This is a genomic window from Sulfuricurvum sp., assembly GCF_028681615.1.
GTDB lineage: Bacteria > Campylobacterota > Campylobacteria > Campylobacterales > Sulfurimonadaceae > Sulfuricurvum.
Genome location: NZ_JAQUHV010000001.1, coordinates 430,750 through 444,041, shown reverse-complemented (window position 1 = coordinate 444,041; position 13,292 = coordinate 430,750). Strand labels below are relative to the sequence as shown.

General features: G+C 42.9%; 26 protein-coding genes. 23 read left to right on the top strand and 3 right to left on the bottom strand.

The genetic code is table 11. From position 1 onward, the window contains the following. Positions 1 to 21: 21 nt before the first annotated feature. On the top strand, positions 22 to 834 hold the full coding sequence (locus PHE37_RS02350; protein WP_299994581.1) for an HDOD domain-containing protein: 813 nt from the start codon (positions 22 to 24) through the stop codon (positions 832 to 834). Between the two features lie 3 nt (positions 835 to 837). On the opposite strand, the gene PHE37_RS02345 is transcribed toward PHE37_RS02350, so the two are convergent. Continuing rightward, entirely contained in the window at positions 838 to 1,065 is a 228-nt protein-coding gene (locus tag PHE37_RS02345) for a hypothetical protein (protein ID WP_299994583.1), read from the bottom strand. A 37-nt stretch (positions 1,066 to 1,102) separates the two neighbouring features. Continuing rightward, complete coding sequence (locus tag PHE37_RS02340; RefSeq protein ID WP_299994585.1) at positions 1,103 to 1,651, bottom strand: ribonuclease HII; 549 nt, start codon at positions 1,649 to 1,651, stop codon at positions 1,103 to 1,105. A gap of 86 nt (positions 1,652 to 1,737) precedes the next feature. Between PHE37_RS02340 and PHE37_RS02335 the strand changes: the two genes are divergently transcribed. After that, positions 1,738 to 2,400 carry a TIGR04219 family outer membrane beta-barrel protein gene (locus tag PHE37_RS02335; RefSeq protein WP_299994587.1) on the top strand — a complete coding sequence of 221 codons (663 nt, stop codon included), beginning with the start codon at positions 1,738 to 1,740 and terminating at the stop codon, positions 2,398 to 2,400. Here PHE37_RS02335 and PHE37_RS02330 read toward each other — a convergent pair. Next, positions 2,397 to 3,464, bottom strand: a complete 1,068-nt coding sequence (locus PHE37_RS02330) for an ATP-binding protein (RefSeq protein WP_299994589.1) — start codon at positions 3,462 to 3,464, stop codon at positions 2,397 to 2,399. The two genes, PHE37_RS02335 and PHE37_RS02330, sit on opposite strands and share 4 nt — an antisense overlap. Before the next feature lie 172 nt (positions 3,465 to 3,636). On the opposite strand from PHE37_RS02330, the gene rpsJ reads away from it, so the two are divergent. The 21 genes from rpsJ to secY all read left to right on the top strand — a co-directional run bounded on the left by rpsJ (position 3,637) and on the right by secY (position 13,290). Next, a complete protein-coding gene (rpsJ, locus tag PHE37_RS02325; RefSeq protein ID WP_013459053.1) occupies positions 3,637 to 3,948 on the top strand; it encodes a 30S ribosomal protein S10 in 312 nt (103 codons plus the stop codon). Between the two features lie 10 nt (positions 3,949 to 3,958). After that, complete coding sequence (rplC, locus tag PHE37_RS02320) at positions 3,959 to 4,534, top strand: 50S ribosomal protein L3 (RefSeq protein WP_300008149.1); 576 nt, start codon at positions 3,959 to 3,961, stop codon at positions 4,532 to 4,534. Further along, positions 4,531 to 5,145 (top strand): 50S ribosomal protein L4, encoded by a 615-nt coding sequence (gene rplD / locus PHE37_RS02315; protein ID WP_300008186.1) that lies wholly within the window; start codon positions 4,531 to 4,533, stop codon positions 5,143 to 5,145. Before rplC ends, rplD begins: the two co-directional genes overlap by 4 nt. Before the next feature lies 1 nt (position 5,146). Next, positions 5,147 to 5,428: a 50S ribosomal protein L23 gene (locus PHE37_RS02310; protein ID WP_015652595.1), complete on the top strand. Its 282-nt coding sequence runs from the start codon at positions 5,147 to 5,149 to the stop codon at positions 5,426 to 5,428. A gap of 1 nt (position 5,429) precedes the next feature. After that, positions 5,430 to 6,269 (top strand): 50S ribosomal protein L2, encoded by an 840-nt coding sequence (rplB, locus tag PHE37_RS02305; protein ID WP_300008147.1) that lies wholly within the window; start codon positions 5,430 to 5,432, stop codon positions 6,267 to 6,269. Positions 6,270 to 6,272: 3 nt separating this feature from the next. Then, positions 6,273 to 6,554 carry a 30S ribosomal protein S19 gene (gene rpsS, locus PHE37_RS02300; RefSeq protein ID WP_295062901.1) on the top strand — a complete coding sequence of 94 codons (282 nt, stop codon included), beginning with the start codon at positions 6,273 to 6,275 and terminating at the stop codon, positions 6,552 to 6,554. A 9-nt stretch (positions 6,555 to 6,563) separates the two neighbouring features. Next, a complete protein-coding gene (rplV, locus tag PHE37_RS02295; protein WP_300008145.1) occupies positions 6,564 to 6,881 on the top strand; it encodes a 50S ribosomal protein L22 in 318 nt (105 codons plus the stop codon). A 2-nt stretch (positions 6,882 to 6,883) separates the two neighbouring features. Further along, positions 6,884 to 7,594 (top strand): 30S ribosomal protein S3, encoded by a 711-nt coding sequence (gene rpsC, locus PHE37_RS02290; protein ID WP_013459060.1) that lies wholly within the window; start codon positions 6,884 to 6,886, stop codon positions 7,592 to 7,594. Positions 7,595 to 7,596: 2 nt separating this feature from the next. Beyond that, positions 7,597 to 8,022, top strand: coding sequence for a 50S ribosomal protein L16 (rplP, locus tag PHE37_RS02285; protein ID WP_015652600.1), 426 nt, complete (start codon positions 7,597 to 7,599; stop codon positions 8,020 to 8,022). Beyond that, positions 8,009 to 8,194, top strand: coding sequence for a 50S ribosomal protein L29 (gene rpmC, locus PHE37_RS02280; protein WP_015652601.1), 186 nt, complete (start codon positions 8,009 to 8,011; stop codon positions 8,192 to 8,194). The genes rplP and rpmC overlap by 14 nt, the downstream gene beginning before the upstream one ends. Before the next feature lie 10 nt (positions 8,195 to 8,204). After that, positions 8,205 to 8,456 carry a 30S ribosomal protein S17 gene (rpsQ, locus tag PHE37_RS02275; protein WP_299938473.1) on the top strand — a complete coding sequence of 84 codons (252 nt, stop codon included), beginning with the start codon at positions 8,205 to 8,207 and terminating at the stop codon, positions 8,454 to 8,456. After that, complete coding sequence (rplN, locus tag PHE37_RS02270) at positions 8,453 to 8,821, top strand: 50S ribosomal protein L14 (protein ID WP_299925500.1); 369 nt, start codon at positions 8,453 to 8,455, stop codon at positions 8,819 to 8,821. The genes rpsQ and rplN overlap by 4 nt, the downstream gene beginning before the upstream one ends. Further along, the gene (rplX, locus tag PHE37_RS02265; RefSeq protein WP_299995565.1) at positions 8,821 to 9,051 is read left to right on the top strand and encodes a 50S ribosomal protein L24; all 231 of its coding nucleotides are present in this window, start codon (positions 8,821 to 8,823) and stop codon (positions 9,049 to 9,051) included. The genes rplN and rplX overlap by 1 nt, the downstream gene beginning before the upstream one ends. Positions 9,052 to 9,053: 2 nt before the next feature. Continuing rightward, positions 9,054 to 9,599: a 50S ribosomal protein L5 gene (gene rplE / locus PHE37_RS02260; protein WP_299995561.1), complete on the top strand. Its 546-nt coding sequence runs from the start codon at positions 9,054 to 9,056 to the stop codon at positions 9,597 to 9,599. Then, positions 9,599 to 9,784, top strand: a complete 186-nt coding sequence (locus PHE37_RS02255; protein WP_041666707.1) for a type Z 30S ribosomal protein S14 — start codon at positions 9,599 to 9,601, stop codon at positions 9,782 to 9,784. The genes rplE and PHE37_RS02255 overlap by 1 nt, the downstream gene beginning before the upstream one ends. A 78-nt stretch (positions 9,785 to 9,862) precedes the next feature. Beyond that, the gene (rpsH, locus tag PHE37_RS02250; RefSeq protein WP_015652606.1) at positions 9,863 to 10,258 is read left to right on the top strand and encodes a 30S ribosomal protein S8; all 396 of its coding nucleotides are present in this window, start codon (positions 9,863 to 9,865) and stop codon (positions 10,256 to 10,258) included. Positions 10,259 to 10,267: 9 nt separating this feature from the next. Further along, a complete protein-coding gene (rplF, locus tag PHE37_RS02245; RefSeq protein ID WP_299995558.1) occupies positions 10,268 to 10,804 on the top strand; it encodes a 50S ribosomal protein L6 in 537 nt (178 codons plus the stop codon). Positions 10,805 to 10,815: 11 nt separating this feature from the next. Continuing rightward, positions 10,816 to 11,172, top strand: coding sequence for a 50S ribosomal protein L18 (gene rplR / locus PHE37_RS02240; protein ID WP_299995555.1), 357 nt, complete (start codon positions 10,816 to 10,818; stop codon positions 11,170 to 11,172). A 10-nt stretch (positions 11,173 to 11,182) separates the two neighbouring features. Then, positions 11,183 to 11,626 carry a 30S ribosomal protein S5 gene (gene rpsE, locus PHE37_RS02235; RefSeq protein WP_299995553.1) on the top strand — a complete coding sequence of 148 codons (444 nt, stop codon included), beginning with the start codon at positions 11,183 to 11,185 and terminating at the stop codon, positions 11,624 to 11,626. Positions 11,627 to 11,629: 3 nt separating this feature from the next. Then, the gene (rplO, locus tag PHE37_RS02230) at positions 11,630 to 12,028 is read left to right on the top strand and encodes a 50S ribosomal protein L15 (protein WP_299995551.1); all 399 of its coding nucleotides are present in this window, start codon (positions 11,630 to 11,632) and stop codon (positions 12,026 to 12,028) included. Further along, positions 12,028 to 13,290 (top strand): preprotein translocase subunit SecY, encoded by a 1,263-nt coding sequence (gene secY, locus PHE37_RS02225; RefSeq protein WP_299995549.1) that lies wholly within the window; start codon positions 12,028 to 12,030, stop codon positions 13,288 to 13,290. Before rplO ends, secY begins: the two co-directional genes overlap by 1 nt. Positions 13,291 to 13,292 lie beyond the last annotated feature (2 nt).

Here is a 13,292-nt window from a genome sequence, read left to right as displayed (position 1 = left end):
AATTTTTGTGTGGAGAAGTAAATGAAACCAGAATTAATGGAACAAATAGAGCATGTCCCGATGCTCCCTGAAACGGTCCAAAAAGTTGAAGCGGTATTCAACAATCCCGATAAGGGGATTAGCGATATGGCCGATGCGATTAAAGATGATCCGATTATTACTGCGTATATTTTGAAAACAGCCAATTCACCGATGTACGGCCTCAGCCGAACCGTCACGGATGTCGCCCATGCGATTTCTCTTTTAGGTAAAGAAGCCGTACGTACGTTTACAATCGCTTCGGCAGCCAATTCGTGTATGGATATCGATCTTTCACCGTACGGTATGACCAAAGAGACCTATTTGGCTCGCTCTCAACTTCAAAATGCATTGGTAAGCCGATGGGTATCCAAAGTTGACCGTTCCATGTTGGGCCATCTTTCGTTGGCGTCTTTTTTATTGGAATTGGGCAAAGTGGTGATCAGCCGTTATTTGATTGAGTCGAAACAAACAGCACTCTTGAGTGACAATTTACAAAAGGGCTCATCTATTAAGCAGTCCGAAATTGCTGCTTGCGGCAGTAAATCGGAAGATGTGACTGCAACACTCTTTTTCCGATGGAATTTTGATCCTGATTTGGTCCATTTGATCCGTTTTGCCAATGAACCTGAAGATGCATCAGACCCTGAAACACAAGAGATGGCAAAATTTCTCAAAGTAGCAAAAGAAGCAATCAATCTGGATGGAACGATCACAGATTCAACCCTAAAAAATGCACGTGAACTGATCGAAGAGTACGGCATGAATCAAAACCTCTTTGACGAAGCCGTTGAAAAAATTCTTGCTGCTGCGTAAAAATCACTCTTTTCTATAGCTTCCCGCTTTGCAGCCGTTTGGGCTGCTCGGCGGATTATCCCGTAAATAACACAAGTCTTCATGGGTCTGTTTCAGCACTTTACTCTCCCGTAATAACGGCAGCATCTTTTCATCTTTCTCAGAGAGTGACAACGACTGATTGTACAAGAGCGCTTTTATTTCGGCGTCTACAGCTGCAAGTGCCGCTTCGATATGAGTGAGGGAAACCATACTATTCTCTTTTTTAGACAATTATAGCGATGAGGTTCTAAAACAACGAGGGTTGTAACGCTTTTAATTTAAATGTTTTACGATGGATGTCACAATAGCCGTATTGACGGATCGCTTCAACGTGGGAAGCAGTGCCGTATCCTTTATGTCCTTCAAATCCGTATTGCGGATAGAGGGCACTTAGTTCTACCATTTCACGGTCTCGTGTCACTTTCGCCAAAATCGATGCGGCACTAACTTCGGGTATTGTCGCATCGGCTTTCACGAGTGTTGTAAGACCACTGACGCCAAACGTCGAATTGCCATCATATAAATAATCGGCTTCTCCGATTACCGACATGATCTCACGCAGTCCGGCTGCCAGACATGCGGATATTCCCAGTTCGTCGATTTGTTCCGCATCAAACCGTACAATATGATAGGTGGAGTGTTCACAAATGCGATCAAAGAGGGCTTCCCGTCTTTTCTCAGTCAGTTTTTTAGAGTCGTTAAGCCCGTCTATCGGACGATTTAAAATGACTCCGGCAATGGTAAGCGGCCCTGCCAGCGGTCCCCGTCCTGCCTCATCTATTCCGCAAAGATTCATAATCGGTCCATCTGTAAAAATATTGATATTGTATCGAATGCGTTCACATTAAATAAGGTATCATTCCTAAAAAAAGGATTTTTAACATGAGATCAATAATTTTAGCATTGTGTTTAACATCAGTCACGGCATCTGCCGCCACTATTTTGGGCTTCGGTGCGGAGGTTGACTACTACACTTCTACCGCCAGCGGAGACTTTAACTACAAAACGACACAAACCCATTTTGGAAGCGATCACGAATCAGGGTACCAAGTAGGACTTTATTTTGAACATCCCGCTCCGTTGATACCGAATGTGCGGGTCGATTTGACACCTGAAATTTCTTATAGCGGTTTGGACGGAGCAACCGTCAGTAAAGTTTCATTGGATCAAGTTGATATCACACCCTATTATGAGATTATGGATAATGTCATCGATTTGGATATCGGTATGACGTTTAAAGTTCTTGAGGGGAAAATTGAAGGGGTGGATAATCAATCGTTCAAAGAGGTGATCCCGATGGGTTATTTGGGAATCGGCATTACCCCTCCGCTCTCTCCGCTTTCAGTGGAGGGGAGTCTGAAATACATTGAATACAGCGGGGATTCATTAACCGACGCTCGGATCAAAGCCAGTTGGAAAATTGTGCAAGGGTTGAGTGCTCAGGCAGGGTATCGCTATGAATCTCTGCGCATCAGCGACCATTTCAATATAAATGCCGATGCAACGTTCAAAGGACCGTTCGTAGGGCTGAATTATCGCTTCTAAGTATCATCTCCCAGTGCCCACCGTTCAAACGGAATCATCTCGATCCGAGAGACGGGATGCGAGAGGGTACTCTCCAAATTCATCGTTACTACGATCACTTCTCTAACACGATTGGATACGATAAATGCCTCCAATGCTTCTACTTTCTTAAAAAGAGCATGTTCATTGGCAAAAGGGGACGCGATAATAATTTGTCCCCTCTGCGGGAGATAAAAATCGATCCCTTCATCATAATAACATTCGACATGACGTTTATCAAGCTCGGAGAAAACGAGATTTTCAAAAATACGCCCGAAATGTTTTTGTAGGACAAGGGCGTGTTTGATGGCAATATCACATAGATAGAGTTTTTTGACAGCACTGGGATGGTTGAATTTACCCAGTGATTTGAGATAGCCGCGATCAAAAAGTGATTGCAAATGCAGATACAGTTTGTCTTTGGAAATTTTGCGTTCCCCTTTGAGCCGTTCATAGAGGTTGAAAGCAGAGACTTTCTGCGTTACCATTTTTGAAGCTTGTGAGAGAATAGAAAATTCGATCGGCTCTAATGCACGGTTCAAAATATTTTGTAGATAGAGGACTCGGTCTTCACTGGCAATTTTGTGCATGGCCGGAAATCCGCCCAATTGGAAAAAGTGGTTGAGGGCGGTACTGTCGAATTTGCTTTCGAATGCCAAAAACTCCTCATAATCGAGCAGCTCAAGACGGATAGTATGAAAGGGCAATTCAAGTGCTTCTTCGCTTGACAGGATAATTTGATCAAGTTCAAAGAGTTCAATCGATTCATTATAATTGTCCAGAGCAAGGATGGAAATCTTATTATCGCGGCAAAATGTTTTTAATGAGCCATTCAGCTCATTGATATCGAGACGGCAGTCGCGGCAATCAAAATAGAGATAGGTTGATTTTTTATGTGACAGTAGATAGCTTTTAATCAGAGACGTCTTTCCCGATTGTGCTATTCCGTATATCAGTGTGTTTTCTTCGCCGATTGAATGTTTACGTTCAATAAATCCAGCATTATGCAAATCGTATCGATAATACTCATCAAGTAAGGTATTCATACCCAAAATGATACCCTAAAAAATATAGCTTCCTTATTAAAAGGAAGTAAATTTACATTAATACACCGTTTTTACCCCTAAAATCCTTGACCCTGGCTGGGTATGTCGGTATAATTTCGCCGCCTTATATAGTCAGCATTGACTGACGAGTTCTTTTATCTAAGGAAAAATTATGGAAAAAATTCGTTTGAAACTTAGAGCATACGATCATCGTGTACTTGATCGTTCAGTTGCCTCTATTGTTGAAGCTGTAAAGCGAACGGGTGCGGAAATCCGCGGACCGATCCCTTTGCCAACCAAGATTCGTAAATATACGGTTCTTAAATCTCCGCACGTCAATAAAGACTCACGTGAGCAATTTGAGATTCGTATGCACGCACGTTTGATCGACATCGTGTCGGCTACGCCAGATACAGTTGATTCTTTGATGAAGCTTGACTTGGCTCCGGAAGTGGACGTAGAAGTTCGCTCTATGGACAAGTAAGGAGTAGGGTGTGGAATACATTGTAGAAAAAATCGGCATGAGCCGAACTATCAGCGTTCCGAGCAAAGTTGTAACTCTTTTAAAAGTAAAAGAGATCAAAGTTTGTGAAGTGAATGACGGCGTTGCTCTTGTAGCATACAGCCAAGGCAAATCGACGAACAAACCGGTTGAAGGTCAACAAAAGAAATATAATCTTTCTGCTGAATTCAACAAATTCGCTACTTTAGAAGTTGCAAACACCGAAGCAGGTGATTTGGATATGGCTCCTTTGGCAGATGCAAAAACGGTTAAATCGTCTTTCAATACTAAAGGTCGCGGTTTTACCGGCGTTATGAAACGTTGGAATTTTGCCGGCGGACCTGGTGCACACGGTCACCGTTTCCACCGTACCGGTGGATCTATCGGTAACCGCGAATGGCCTGGTAAAGTCCAAAAAGGACGTAAAATGTCAGGTCAATACGGTAACGAACAAGTTACTGTTAAAAATGAAGTAATGTCATACGACGCAGAAAACGGTGTGTTGGTTGTTGTGGGTTCAATCCCAGGCGCTAACGGTGCACTAGGTCGAGTAAAGGTAGTGAAATAATGAGCGCGATTGTACTGAACGAAAAATTCGAAAAAGCCTCTGAATTGGCATTGCCTGAGAGCTTTAACGGTATCAACCCACATAACCTCTATTTGTACGTTAAATCGTATCAAGCGAGTATCCGTTCTAATACAGCGTCTGTAAAAAGCCGTTCGACTATTAGCGGTGGTGGTAAGAAACCATGGGCTCAAAAAGGTAAAGGTGGCGCACGTGCCGGTTCACGTCGTTCACCGATCTTTGTTGGCGGTGCGATTGCACATGGTCCAAACACGGGTCGTAACTACGATCAAAAGATCAATAAAAAGCAAAAGAAACTTGCACTTAAATGTGCTTTGGATGCTTTGGCTACAGCTGGAAAGTTATTCATCGTTGATTCGATCGAAGTTCCGACTGGTAAAACAAAAGACGCATTGGCGTTGTTCAATGCATTGAATGTTCGTGATGCGTTGTTGGTGAAAAAGATTCTCGATGAGAATACCTATCTTGCATTCCGTAACATTGCTTCTACATATGTTGTAGAAGAGAATGAACTCAACGCCTTTTTGGCTGCGACATACCGTTCGGTGGTTATCGAAAAAGCGGTATGGGAAAATCTGACTAAAGAGAGCTAAGATGGCAGATATTACTGATATCAAATCAATCCTGTATACAGAGAAGACCCTTGGTCTTCAAGAAGAGGGTGTAATCGTTGTTCAAACGTCTCCACGTATGACAAAGAACGCTCTTAAAGAGGTGTTTAGAGAGTATTTCGGAATCGTTCCGGCTCGTGTAAACTCATTAAACCAAAGCGGAAAAGTTAAACGTTTCCGCGGTCTTGCTGGCAAACAAAACGACTTTAAAAAGTTTTATGTGAAATTGCCAGAAGGCGCACAAATCGATAGTTTGGCGGTGTAATATGGCGATCAAAACGTATAAACCAACCACCCCGAGCCGACGTTTCTATACAAACGTTGACAACTCGGACATCACGGCAAAAGCGTCTGTTCGTTCTTTGTTGATCAAACTTCCTGCAGCTGCCGGACGTAACAACAACGGTCGTATCACATCTCGTCATAAAGAAGCGGGAGCTAAAAAGCTTTACCGTATCATCGATTTCAAACGTAACAAATTCGGTGTTACCGGAACTGTTGCTGCAATTGAATACGATCCATACCGTAACTGCCGTATCGCTCTTATCAACTACGTAGACGGTGACAAACGTTACATCCTCCAACCTAAAGGTTTGGTAGTAGGTGATGTTATCGCTTCTGCTGAAAGCGGATTGGATATTAAAGCGGGTAACGCGATGAAATTGATGAACATCCCTGTCGGGACAACGGTTCACAATATCGAGCTTAAACCGGGTAAAGGCGGACAAATCGTTCGTTCAGCCGGAACATCTGCACAAATCATGGGTCGTGAAGGCAAGTATGTATCTGTACGTCTTCCATCTAGTGAAATGCGTTATGTTTTGGGTGAATGTATGGCGACTGTCGGTACTGTCGGTAACGAAGAGTACATCAACATCGTTCTTGGTAAAGCTGGACGTACACGTCACATGGGTATCCGTCCTCAAACGCGTGGTTCTGCGATGAACCCTATCGATCACCCGCACGGTGGTGGTGAAGGTAAAACGAATTCAGGACGTCACCCGGTTACTCCGTGGGGTAAACCGACTAAAGGTGCTAAAACACGTAAGAAGAAAGCAAGTGATAAATTGATTATTACTCGCCGTAAATCCAATCCGAAGAGGTAGATAATGGCTAGATCAGTAAAAAAAGGACCATTTGTTGATGGACACCTTATGAAAAAAGTGATTGCTGCCAAAGAGACGAAAAGCAACAAACCTATCAAAACTTGGTCACGCCGTAGTGTGATCTTGCCAGATATGATCGGTTTGACTTTTACCGTTCACAATGGCCGTCAGTTTGTACCGGTTTTCGTAACGGAAAACCATATCGGTTACAAACTTGGTGAATTTGCACCAACACGTACGTTTAAGGGCCATAAAGGTTCTGTACAAAAGAAAATCGGGAAATAAGGAAGAGATATGGCAAGAGCACTATTAAAATTCGTTCGCGTATCTCCGACTAAATCTCGTTTGATCGCTCGCGAAGTTCAAGGAATGAATGCAGAGCAAGCTATGGCTGCGTTGGAGTTTACTCCGAACAAAGCGGCTAGAATCATCGCTAAAGTGGTTGCGTCAGCAGTAGCTAACAGCGGTATCGATGCGGAAGATTGTATTATCAAATCATGCCGCGTTGATAACGGTCCGGTACTTAAACGTTTCACTCAACGTGCACGTGGTACCGCTTCTGGAATCCGCAAGCCGACAGCACACATTTTGGTAGAAGTAGAGGGTAAATAATTATGGGTCATAAAGTTAATCCTATCGGACTTCGTCTCGGTATCAACCGCAACTGGGAATCTCGTTGGTTCCCTAACTTTAAAACAGCTGCGGTTTCATTGGGCGAAGATCATAAAATCCGTACCTATTTGAAAAAAGAACTCTACTACGCTGGTGTGAGCAACATCGTAATCGAGCGTACTGCGAAACGTCTTCGCGTTACAATCATTGCAGCTCGTCCTGGTATCATCATCGGTAAGAAAGGTTCTGACATTGAAAAAATTAAAGAATCTCTTCAAAACCTTATCGGTAAACCGGTAGCAGTTAACATCAAAGAAGAGAAAAAAGCACAAGCTTCTGCACAACTCGTTGCAGAAAACGTTGCGACTCAACTTGAAAAACGTGTAGCGTTCCGCCGCGCGATGAAAAAAGTTATGCAAAATGCACAACGTGCAGGCGCTAAAGGTATTAAAGTTTCAGTAGCAGGACGTCTTGGCGGTGCTGAGATCGCTCGTACTGAGTGGTACCTTGAAGGTCGCGTACCGTTGCATACGCTTCGTGCAAAAATCGATTACGGTTTTGCTGAAGCGCACACTACTTACGGTGTAATCGGTATCAAAGTTTGGATTTTCAAAGGTGAAGTTCTCACTAAAGGTATCCAACCAGAAGCAAAAGAATCTAAAGAAGAGCGTGGCGAAGATCAACAACGTCGTCCACGACGAAAGGCTAACTAATCATGTTGATGCCTAAACGTACGAAATATCGTAAAATGATGAAAGGGCGTAACCGTGGTTACGCTACAAATGCTAACAAACTTGATTTCGGTTCTATCGGATTCAAAGCAACGGAAGCGGGACGTATTAACTCTCGTCAAATCGAAGCGGCTCGTATTGCAGCAAACCGTCATATCAAACGTCAAGGTAAAATCTGGATCCGCGTGTTCCCGGCTAAACCATTGACTGCCAAACCACTTGAAGTGCGTATGGGTAAAGGTAAAGGTTCTGTTGACCAATGGGTAATGAACATCAAACCAGGCCGTATCATTTTTGAAATGGGTGGTGTTGAAGAGACTCTTGCACGTGAAGCATTAGCGCTTGCGATGCAAAAACTTCCGTTCAAAACCAAAATTGTAACTGCGGAGATGAGCAATGAAATATACTGATTTGAACGACAAAACAGCTGCTGAACTTCAAGGGATGCTCAAAGAGAAAAAAATTGAGCTTTTCACTTTGAAAATTAAGCAAAAAATGATGCAATTGACTAACACGAGCGAACTTCGCACGGCTAAAAAAGACATTGCACGCATTAACACTGCTATGAACGCAGTGAAGTAAGGGCAGAGCTATGACACATAAACGTGAAATTCAAGGTATCGTAGTTACAAAAGCAGGCGAAAAAACAGCAACTATCGTTGTTGAACGCCGTGTTATGCACCCACGTTACCACAAAACGGTAAAACGTTTCAAAAAATACATGATTCATGACGAAAACAACCAACTAAACATTGGTGATGAAGTGATCGCGATCGAATGTCGTCCACTTTCAAAAAGTAAATCGTTCCGCCTTAAAACTCTTGTTAAAGGAGCGAACGTATGATTCAAAGTTTTACTCGTTTAGCGGTAGCCGATAACACAGGTGCAAAAGAGATCATGTGTATTAAGGTTCTTGGCGGTTCAAAACGTCGTTATGCAACAGTAGGAGATGTTATCATCGCTTCTGTTAAAAAAGCGGCTCCAACCGGTAAGATCAAAAAAGGTCAAGTCGTAACAGCGGTTGTTGTTCGTACGAAAAAAGAAGTACACCGTGAAAACGGTTCACTTATCCGTTTCGACGAAAATGCAGCAGTTATCCTTGATAAAAAACGTGAGCCGATCGGTACGCGTATTTTCGGACCTGTAAGCCGTGAAGTTCGTTACGCAGGTTTCATGAAAATCGTATCACTTGCTCCAGAGGTTGTATGATGGCAAAATTTAATTTCAAAAAAGGCGACATTGTTGAAGTGATCGCCGGTGATGACAAAGGTACTAAAGCAGAATTGCTTCAAGTTATGCCTAAGAAAAACAAAGTAATCGTTAAAGGTTGCCGTGTTGCTAAAAAAGCGATCAAACCTAGCGAACAAAATCCACAAGGCGGATTTATGAGCAAAGAGATGCCGATCGATGCATCGAATGTCCGCAAAGTAGAGGCGTAATCATGGCACGACTAAAAGATAAATATTTGGCTCTTAAACCAGAACTTCAAACAGCACTTGGGATCAGCAATGCAATGCAAATCCCGATGTTGGAAAAAGTAGTGATTTCTGTCGGTTGTGGTTTTGCCATGAAAGACAACAAATTGATCCAAAGCATCCAAGATACGATCAGCAACATCGCAGGCCAACGTGCTTCAGTTGTTGTTGCAAAAAAATCGGTTGCGGGTTTTAAAGTACGTGAAGGGATGCCGGTTGGTGTTAAAGTAACACTTCGCGGTACTCAAATGTACGATTTCATGGATAAATTGATCTCTGTATCACTTCCACGTGTTAAAGACTTCCGTGGTATTCCACGTAACGGTTTTGACGGTCGCGGGAACTACAACTTCGGTTTGACCGAGCAGTTGATTTTCCCGGAAGTTGATTATGATTCAATTATGCAAATCCACGGGATGAACATCACTGTGGTTACATCTGCAACAGCTGACAAGGATGCTTTCAAGCTTCTTGAAATGCTCGGTATGCCTTTTGCTAAAGGGAGAGAATAATGGCTAAAAAGTCAATGATCGCTAAAGCGGCTCGCACACCAAAATTTGCAGTTCGCGCATACACTCGTTGTCAGATCTGCGGTCGTCCGCACTCTGTTATCAGCGATTTCGGAATTTGTCGCGTTTGCTTCCGTAAAATGGCAAACGAAGGGTTAATCCCAGGCGTTAGAAAGTCTTCTTGGTAAAAACACGGAGAGGGTGTTTATGACTCCCTCGGCCTTTTACCTGGCAAGAAACTCCTAATGATTAGATAAGGAAAAAAAATGATTAATGATTTGATCGCGGATTCGTTGACTCGTATCCGTAATGCTGCAATGCGCAGATTGGATGTAACAACTTTGGTTCACTCTAAAGTAGTAGAAGCAGTTGTTGCAATTTTGGCTGATAAAGGCTACATCGAAAGTTTTAACGTGGTTGAAGACGGCGTTAAAAAAACAATCAATGTAGTTCTAAAATACGACGAAAAAGGTCGTACGGTTATCAATGAAGTAAAACGTGTTTCTAAACCGGGACGTCGTATTTACAAAGGCAAAGATGAGCTTAAACGTTTTAAAAACGGTTACGGTACCATCATCGTCAGCAGTTCAAAAGGGGTTCTTCCTAACGATAAAGCATTCGAGCTTGGCGTTGGCGGCGAAGTCCTTTGTACAATTTGGTAAGGAGATAAGATGTCACGTATTGGAAAACTTCCTATTTCTATCCCTGCTGATGTAAAAGCAACACTTGATGGAACGGTAATCACGTTTACTAAAGGTGCTACAACACAAACCTTGGATACTCTTGGAAATTGTGGTGTTGTACTTGAAGATAACACATTAACGTTTAGTACAAACTCTGATCAACGTACAGATCGTGCGTTCTGGGGTACATACCGTGCATTGGCAGCGAACATCGTTACCGGTTTGACAACAGGTTTTGAGAAAAAACTTGAGATCAACGGGGTCGGTTACCGTGCTGCTGTTCAAGGGAACGTTCTTAATCTTCAACTAGGTTACAGCCATGATATCAACTTTGATATCCCTGCTGGAATCGCAATTGCTGTAGAGAAAAACGTTATCAGTATCAAAGGCGCTGACAAACAACAAGTTGGTCAAGTTGCTGCTGTAATCCGATCATTCCGTCCACCTGAACCGTATAAAGGTAAAGGTGTTAAATATGCCGATGAGACTATCCTGCGTAAAGCCGGTAAGACATCTAAGAAATAAGGAGCGATGATATGACAGGTAAAACACTTAAAATTAAAACGGCTAAGCGTACTCAACGTAAACGCCGTATTCGCTCTAAAATTTCTGGATGCGCGACATTGCCACGTGTCTCTATCTTCCGTTCAAACCGCTACATCAGCGCGCAAGCAATCAATGATGAAGCAGCGGTAACGTTGGCGGCAGTACACTCAAAAACTTTGGGTCTTAGAGCAAATATCGAAGGTGCCGAAAAAGCCGGTGCTGCATTTGCTCAAACCCTCAAAGATGCCGGAATTAACGAAATCACGTTCGATCGTAACGGGTTTTTGTATCACGGTGTCGTTAAAGCGTTTGCCGAAGCACTTCGTGCAAATGAAATCAAGTTTTAAGGGCTGATCGATGAATCCGATTAATAGAGAAGAATTTGCAGAAGCGATTGTAAACATCGGTCGTGTAACCAAAGTTGTAAAGGGTGGTCGACGTTTCCGTTTTACCGCTCTTGTAGTTGTAGGAAATAAAAAAGGAACCGTTGGATACGGTGTCGGTAAAGCCAAAGAGGTTCCCGATGCAATCCGCAAAGCGGTCGACGAAGCGTTTAAAAACTTGACTAACGTGAAGATCAAAGGGACTACCATCGCTCACGATATCGAAGTTAAATACAACGCAAGCCGTATCTTGCTAAAACCTGCATCTGAAGGTACAGGGGTTATCGCCGGTGGCGCAACTCGTCCTGTACTTGAGCTTGCGGGAATCCAAGACATTCTTACGAAGTCTTTGGGTTCTAACAATCCAAACACTGTGGTACGTGCGACAATCGATGCACTATCACGTATCAAAGGATAAGTTATGGCATTAGAAAACCTTACTCCTGCTGAGGGTTCAACCCACAGTACAAAACGTCTTGGCCGTGGCCAAGGAAGTGGCCAAGGTAAAACTGCCGGTAAAGGTCACAAAGGGCAAAAAGCACGTAAAGGTTACAATGAAAAACGTAACTTCGAGGGTGGACAACAGCCACTTGCACGTCGTTTGCCGAAAATCGGATTTACATCACGTGTTGTAAAACCGACAACGATCAATGTTGAAAAAGTAAAAGAGATTGCAGCACTTTCGGAAATCACTATGGAAACTATCCGTAGCGTACACCGATTGGCTAAATCGGTTACAAGTGTTAAACTTGTCGGCGCTAGCGCTAAAGATTTAGCATCTAAAATCAAAGATGAAAACGTTACAACAACTGGTAACTAATGAACCAACAAATTGTAAACAAGATCTTAATAACGATCGGTTTTCTTTTTATCTACCGACTGCTGGCATACGTGCCGGTACCGGGTGTTGACACAGCCGTCCTAGCTTCTTTTTTTGACTCTCATCAAGCTGACGCGTTAGGTCTGTTTAATATGTTTAGCGGTAAAGCCGTAGAACGTCTCTCCATCATCTCTCTCGGTATCATGCCCTACATCACCGCTTCAATTATCATGGAACTTTTGGCCGCTACATTTCCAAATTTAGGACAAATGAAAAAAGAGCGCGACGGTATGGTGAAATACATGCAGATTATCCGTTATGCAACGATTGTTATTACCATTGTACAAGCAATCGGTGTAAGTATCGGTTTGCAAAGTATGACCGGGAAAGACGGTGGAAGTGCCATTTTGGTTGATCATTCTACCTTTATTCTTTTAGCAACGGTATCAATGTTGGCAGGGACTATGCTTTTGATGTGGATTGGTGAGCAGATTACCCAAAGCGGTATCGGAAACGGTGTCTCTTTGATTATTTTCGCCGGTATCGTTTCGGCAATTCCAAGCGGATTGTCACATGCCATTACGATGGTCAATACAGGTGCTATGAGTATTTTCGCCCTGTTAGCGATTATAGCTCTTATTGTAGCTACCGTATTGGTCATTATCTATGTTGAATTGGGTGAACGCCGTATACCGGTTACCTATGCGAAAAAGACGATGCTTCAAAATCAAAATAAACGGGTTATGAACTATATCCCGGTTAAAGTAAACCTTTCGGGTGTTATTCCCGTTATCTTTGCTTCAGCAATTTTAATGTTTCCGATGACCGTAATGTCATCAAGTACAAATCATTATGTTCAAGCTGTAGCGGATGTATTGAATCCGAGTCACTATTTCTTTAACATTTTACAATTTCTCTTTATTGTCTTCTTTGCATTCTTTTATGCGTCAATCGTATTTAATGCAAAAGATATTGCAGACAATTTAAAACGTCAAGGCGGATTTATACCGGGTGTTCGTCCGGGCGAATCAACCAAAGAGTTTTTGAATGATACGGCTGGACGTCTTACTGTTACCGGTGCGATCTATCTCGGTTTGATCGCCACATTGCCGTGGGTCATTGTAAAAGCGATGGGTGTACCGTTCTTTTTCGGAGGAACGGCAGTACTGATCGTTGTTCAAGTTGCCCTTGATACGATGCGCCGCATCGAAGCACAGGTTTATATGAGCAAATATCAAACTCTTAGCGCGGTTGGCCTTTAACA

Bases quoted from the DNA above. Each gene is read 5' to 3' on its own strand.
- PHE37_RS02310 (WP_015652595.1), top strand. From the start codon at position 5,147: ATGGCAGATATTACTGATATCAAATCAATCCTGTATACAGAGAAGACC.
- rpsQ (WP_299938473.1), top strand. From the start codon at position 8,205: ATGACACATAAACGTGAAATTCAAGGTATCGTAGTTACAAAAGCAGGC.
- rplE (WP_299995561.1), top strand. From the start codon at position 9,054: ATGGCACGACTAAAAGATAAATATTTGGCTCTTAAACCAGAACTTCAA.
- secY (WP_299995549.1), top strand. From the start codon at position 12,028: ATGAACCAACAAATTGTAAACAAGATCTTAATAACGATCGGTTTTCTT.
- PHE37_RS02255 (WP_041666707.1), top strand. From the start codon at position 9,599: ATGGCTAAAAAGTCAATGATCGCTAAAGCGGCTCGCACACCAAAATTT.
- PHE37_RS02345 (WP_299994583.1), bottom strand. From the start codon at position 1,065: ATGGTTTCCCTCACTCATATCGAAGCGGCACTTGCAGCTGTAGACGCC.
- rplF (WP_299995558.1), top strand. From the start codon at position 10,268: ATGTCACGTATTGGAAAACTTCCTATTTCTATCCCTGCTGATGTAAAA.
- PHE37_RS02350 (WP_299994581.1), top strand. From the start codon at position 22: ATGAAACCAGAATTAATGGAACAAATAGAGCATGTCCCGATGCTCCCT.
- PHE37_RS02330 (WP_299994589.1), bottom strand. From the start codon at position 3,464: ATGAATACCTTACTTGATGAGTATTATCGATACGATTTGCATAATGCT.
- rpsJ (WP_013459053.1), top strand. From the start codon at position 3,637: ATGGAAAAAATTCGTTTGAAACTTAGAGCATACGATCATCGTGTACTT.
- PHE37_RS02335 (WP_299994587.1), top strand. From the start codon at position 1,738: ATGAGATCAATAATTTTAGCATTGTGTTTAACATCAGTCACGGCATCT.
- rplR (WP_299995555.1), top strand. From the start codon at position 10,816: ATGACAGGTAAAACACTTAAAATTAAAACGGCTAAGCGTACTCAACGT.
- rplX (WP_299995565.1), top strand. From the start codon at position 8,821: ATGGCAAAATTTAATTTCAAAAAAGGCGACATTGTTGAAGTGATCGCC.
- rplB (WP_300008147.1), top strand. From the start codon at position 5,430: ATGGCGATCAAAACGTATAAACCAACCACCCCGAGCCGACGTTTCTAT.
- rpsE (WP_299995553.1), top strand. From the start codon at position 11,183: ATGAATCCGATTAATAGAGAAGAATTTGCAGAAGCGATTGTAAACATC.
- PHE37_RS02340 (WP_299994585.1), bottom strand. From the start codon at position 1,651: ATGAATCTTTGCGGAATAGATGAGGCAGGACGGGGACCGCTGGCAGGG.
- rpsS (WP_295062901.1), top strand. From the start codon at position 6,273: ATGGCTAGATCAGTAAAAAAAGGACCATTTGTTGATGGACACCTTATG.
- rpmC (WP_015652601.1), top strand. From the start codon at position 8,009: ATGAAATATACTGATTTGAACGACAAAACAGCTGCTGAACTTCAAGGG.
- rplO (WP_299995551.1), top strand. From the start codon at position 11,630: ATGGCATTAGAAAACCTTACTCCTGCTGAGGGTTCAACCCACAGTACA.
- rpsC (WP_013459060.1), top strand. From the start codon at position 6,884: ATGGGTCATAAAGTTAATCCTATCGGACTTCGTCTCGGTATCAACCGC.
- rplV (WP_300008145.1), top strand. From the start codon at position 6,564: ATGGCAAGAGCACTATTAAAATTCGTTCGCGTATCTCCGACTAAATCT.
- rplP (WP_015652600.1), top strand. From the start codon at position 7,597: ATGTTGATGCCTAAACGTACGAAATATCGTAAAATGATGAAAGGGCGT.
- rpsH (WP_015652606.1), top strand. From the start codon at position 9,863: ATGATTAATGATTTGATCGCGGATTCGTTGACTCGTATCCGTAATGCT.
- rplN (WP_299925500.1), top strand. From the start codon at position 8,453: ATGATTCAAAGTTTTACTCGTTTAGCGGTAGCCGATAACACAGGTGCA.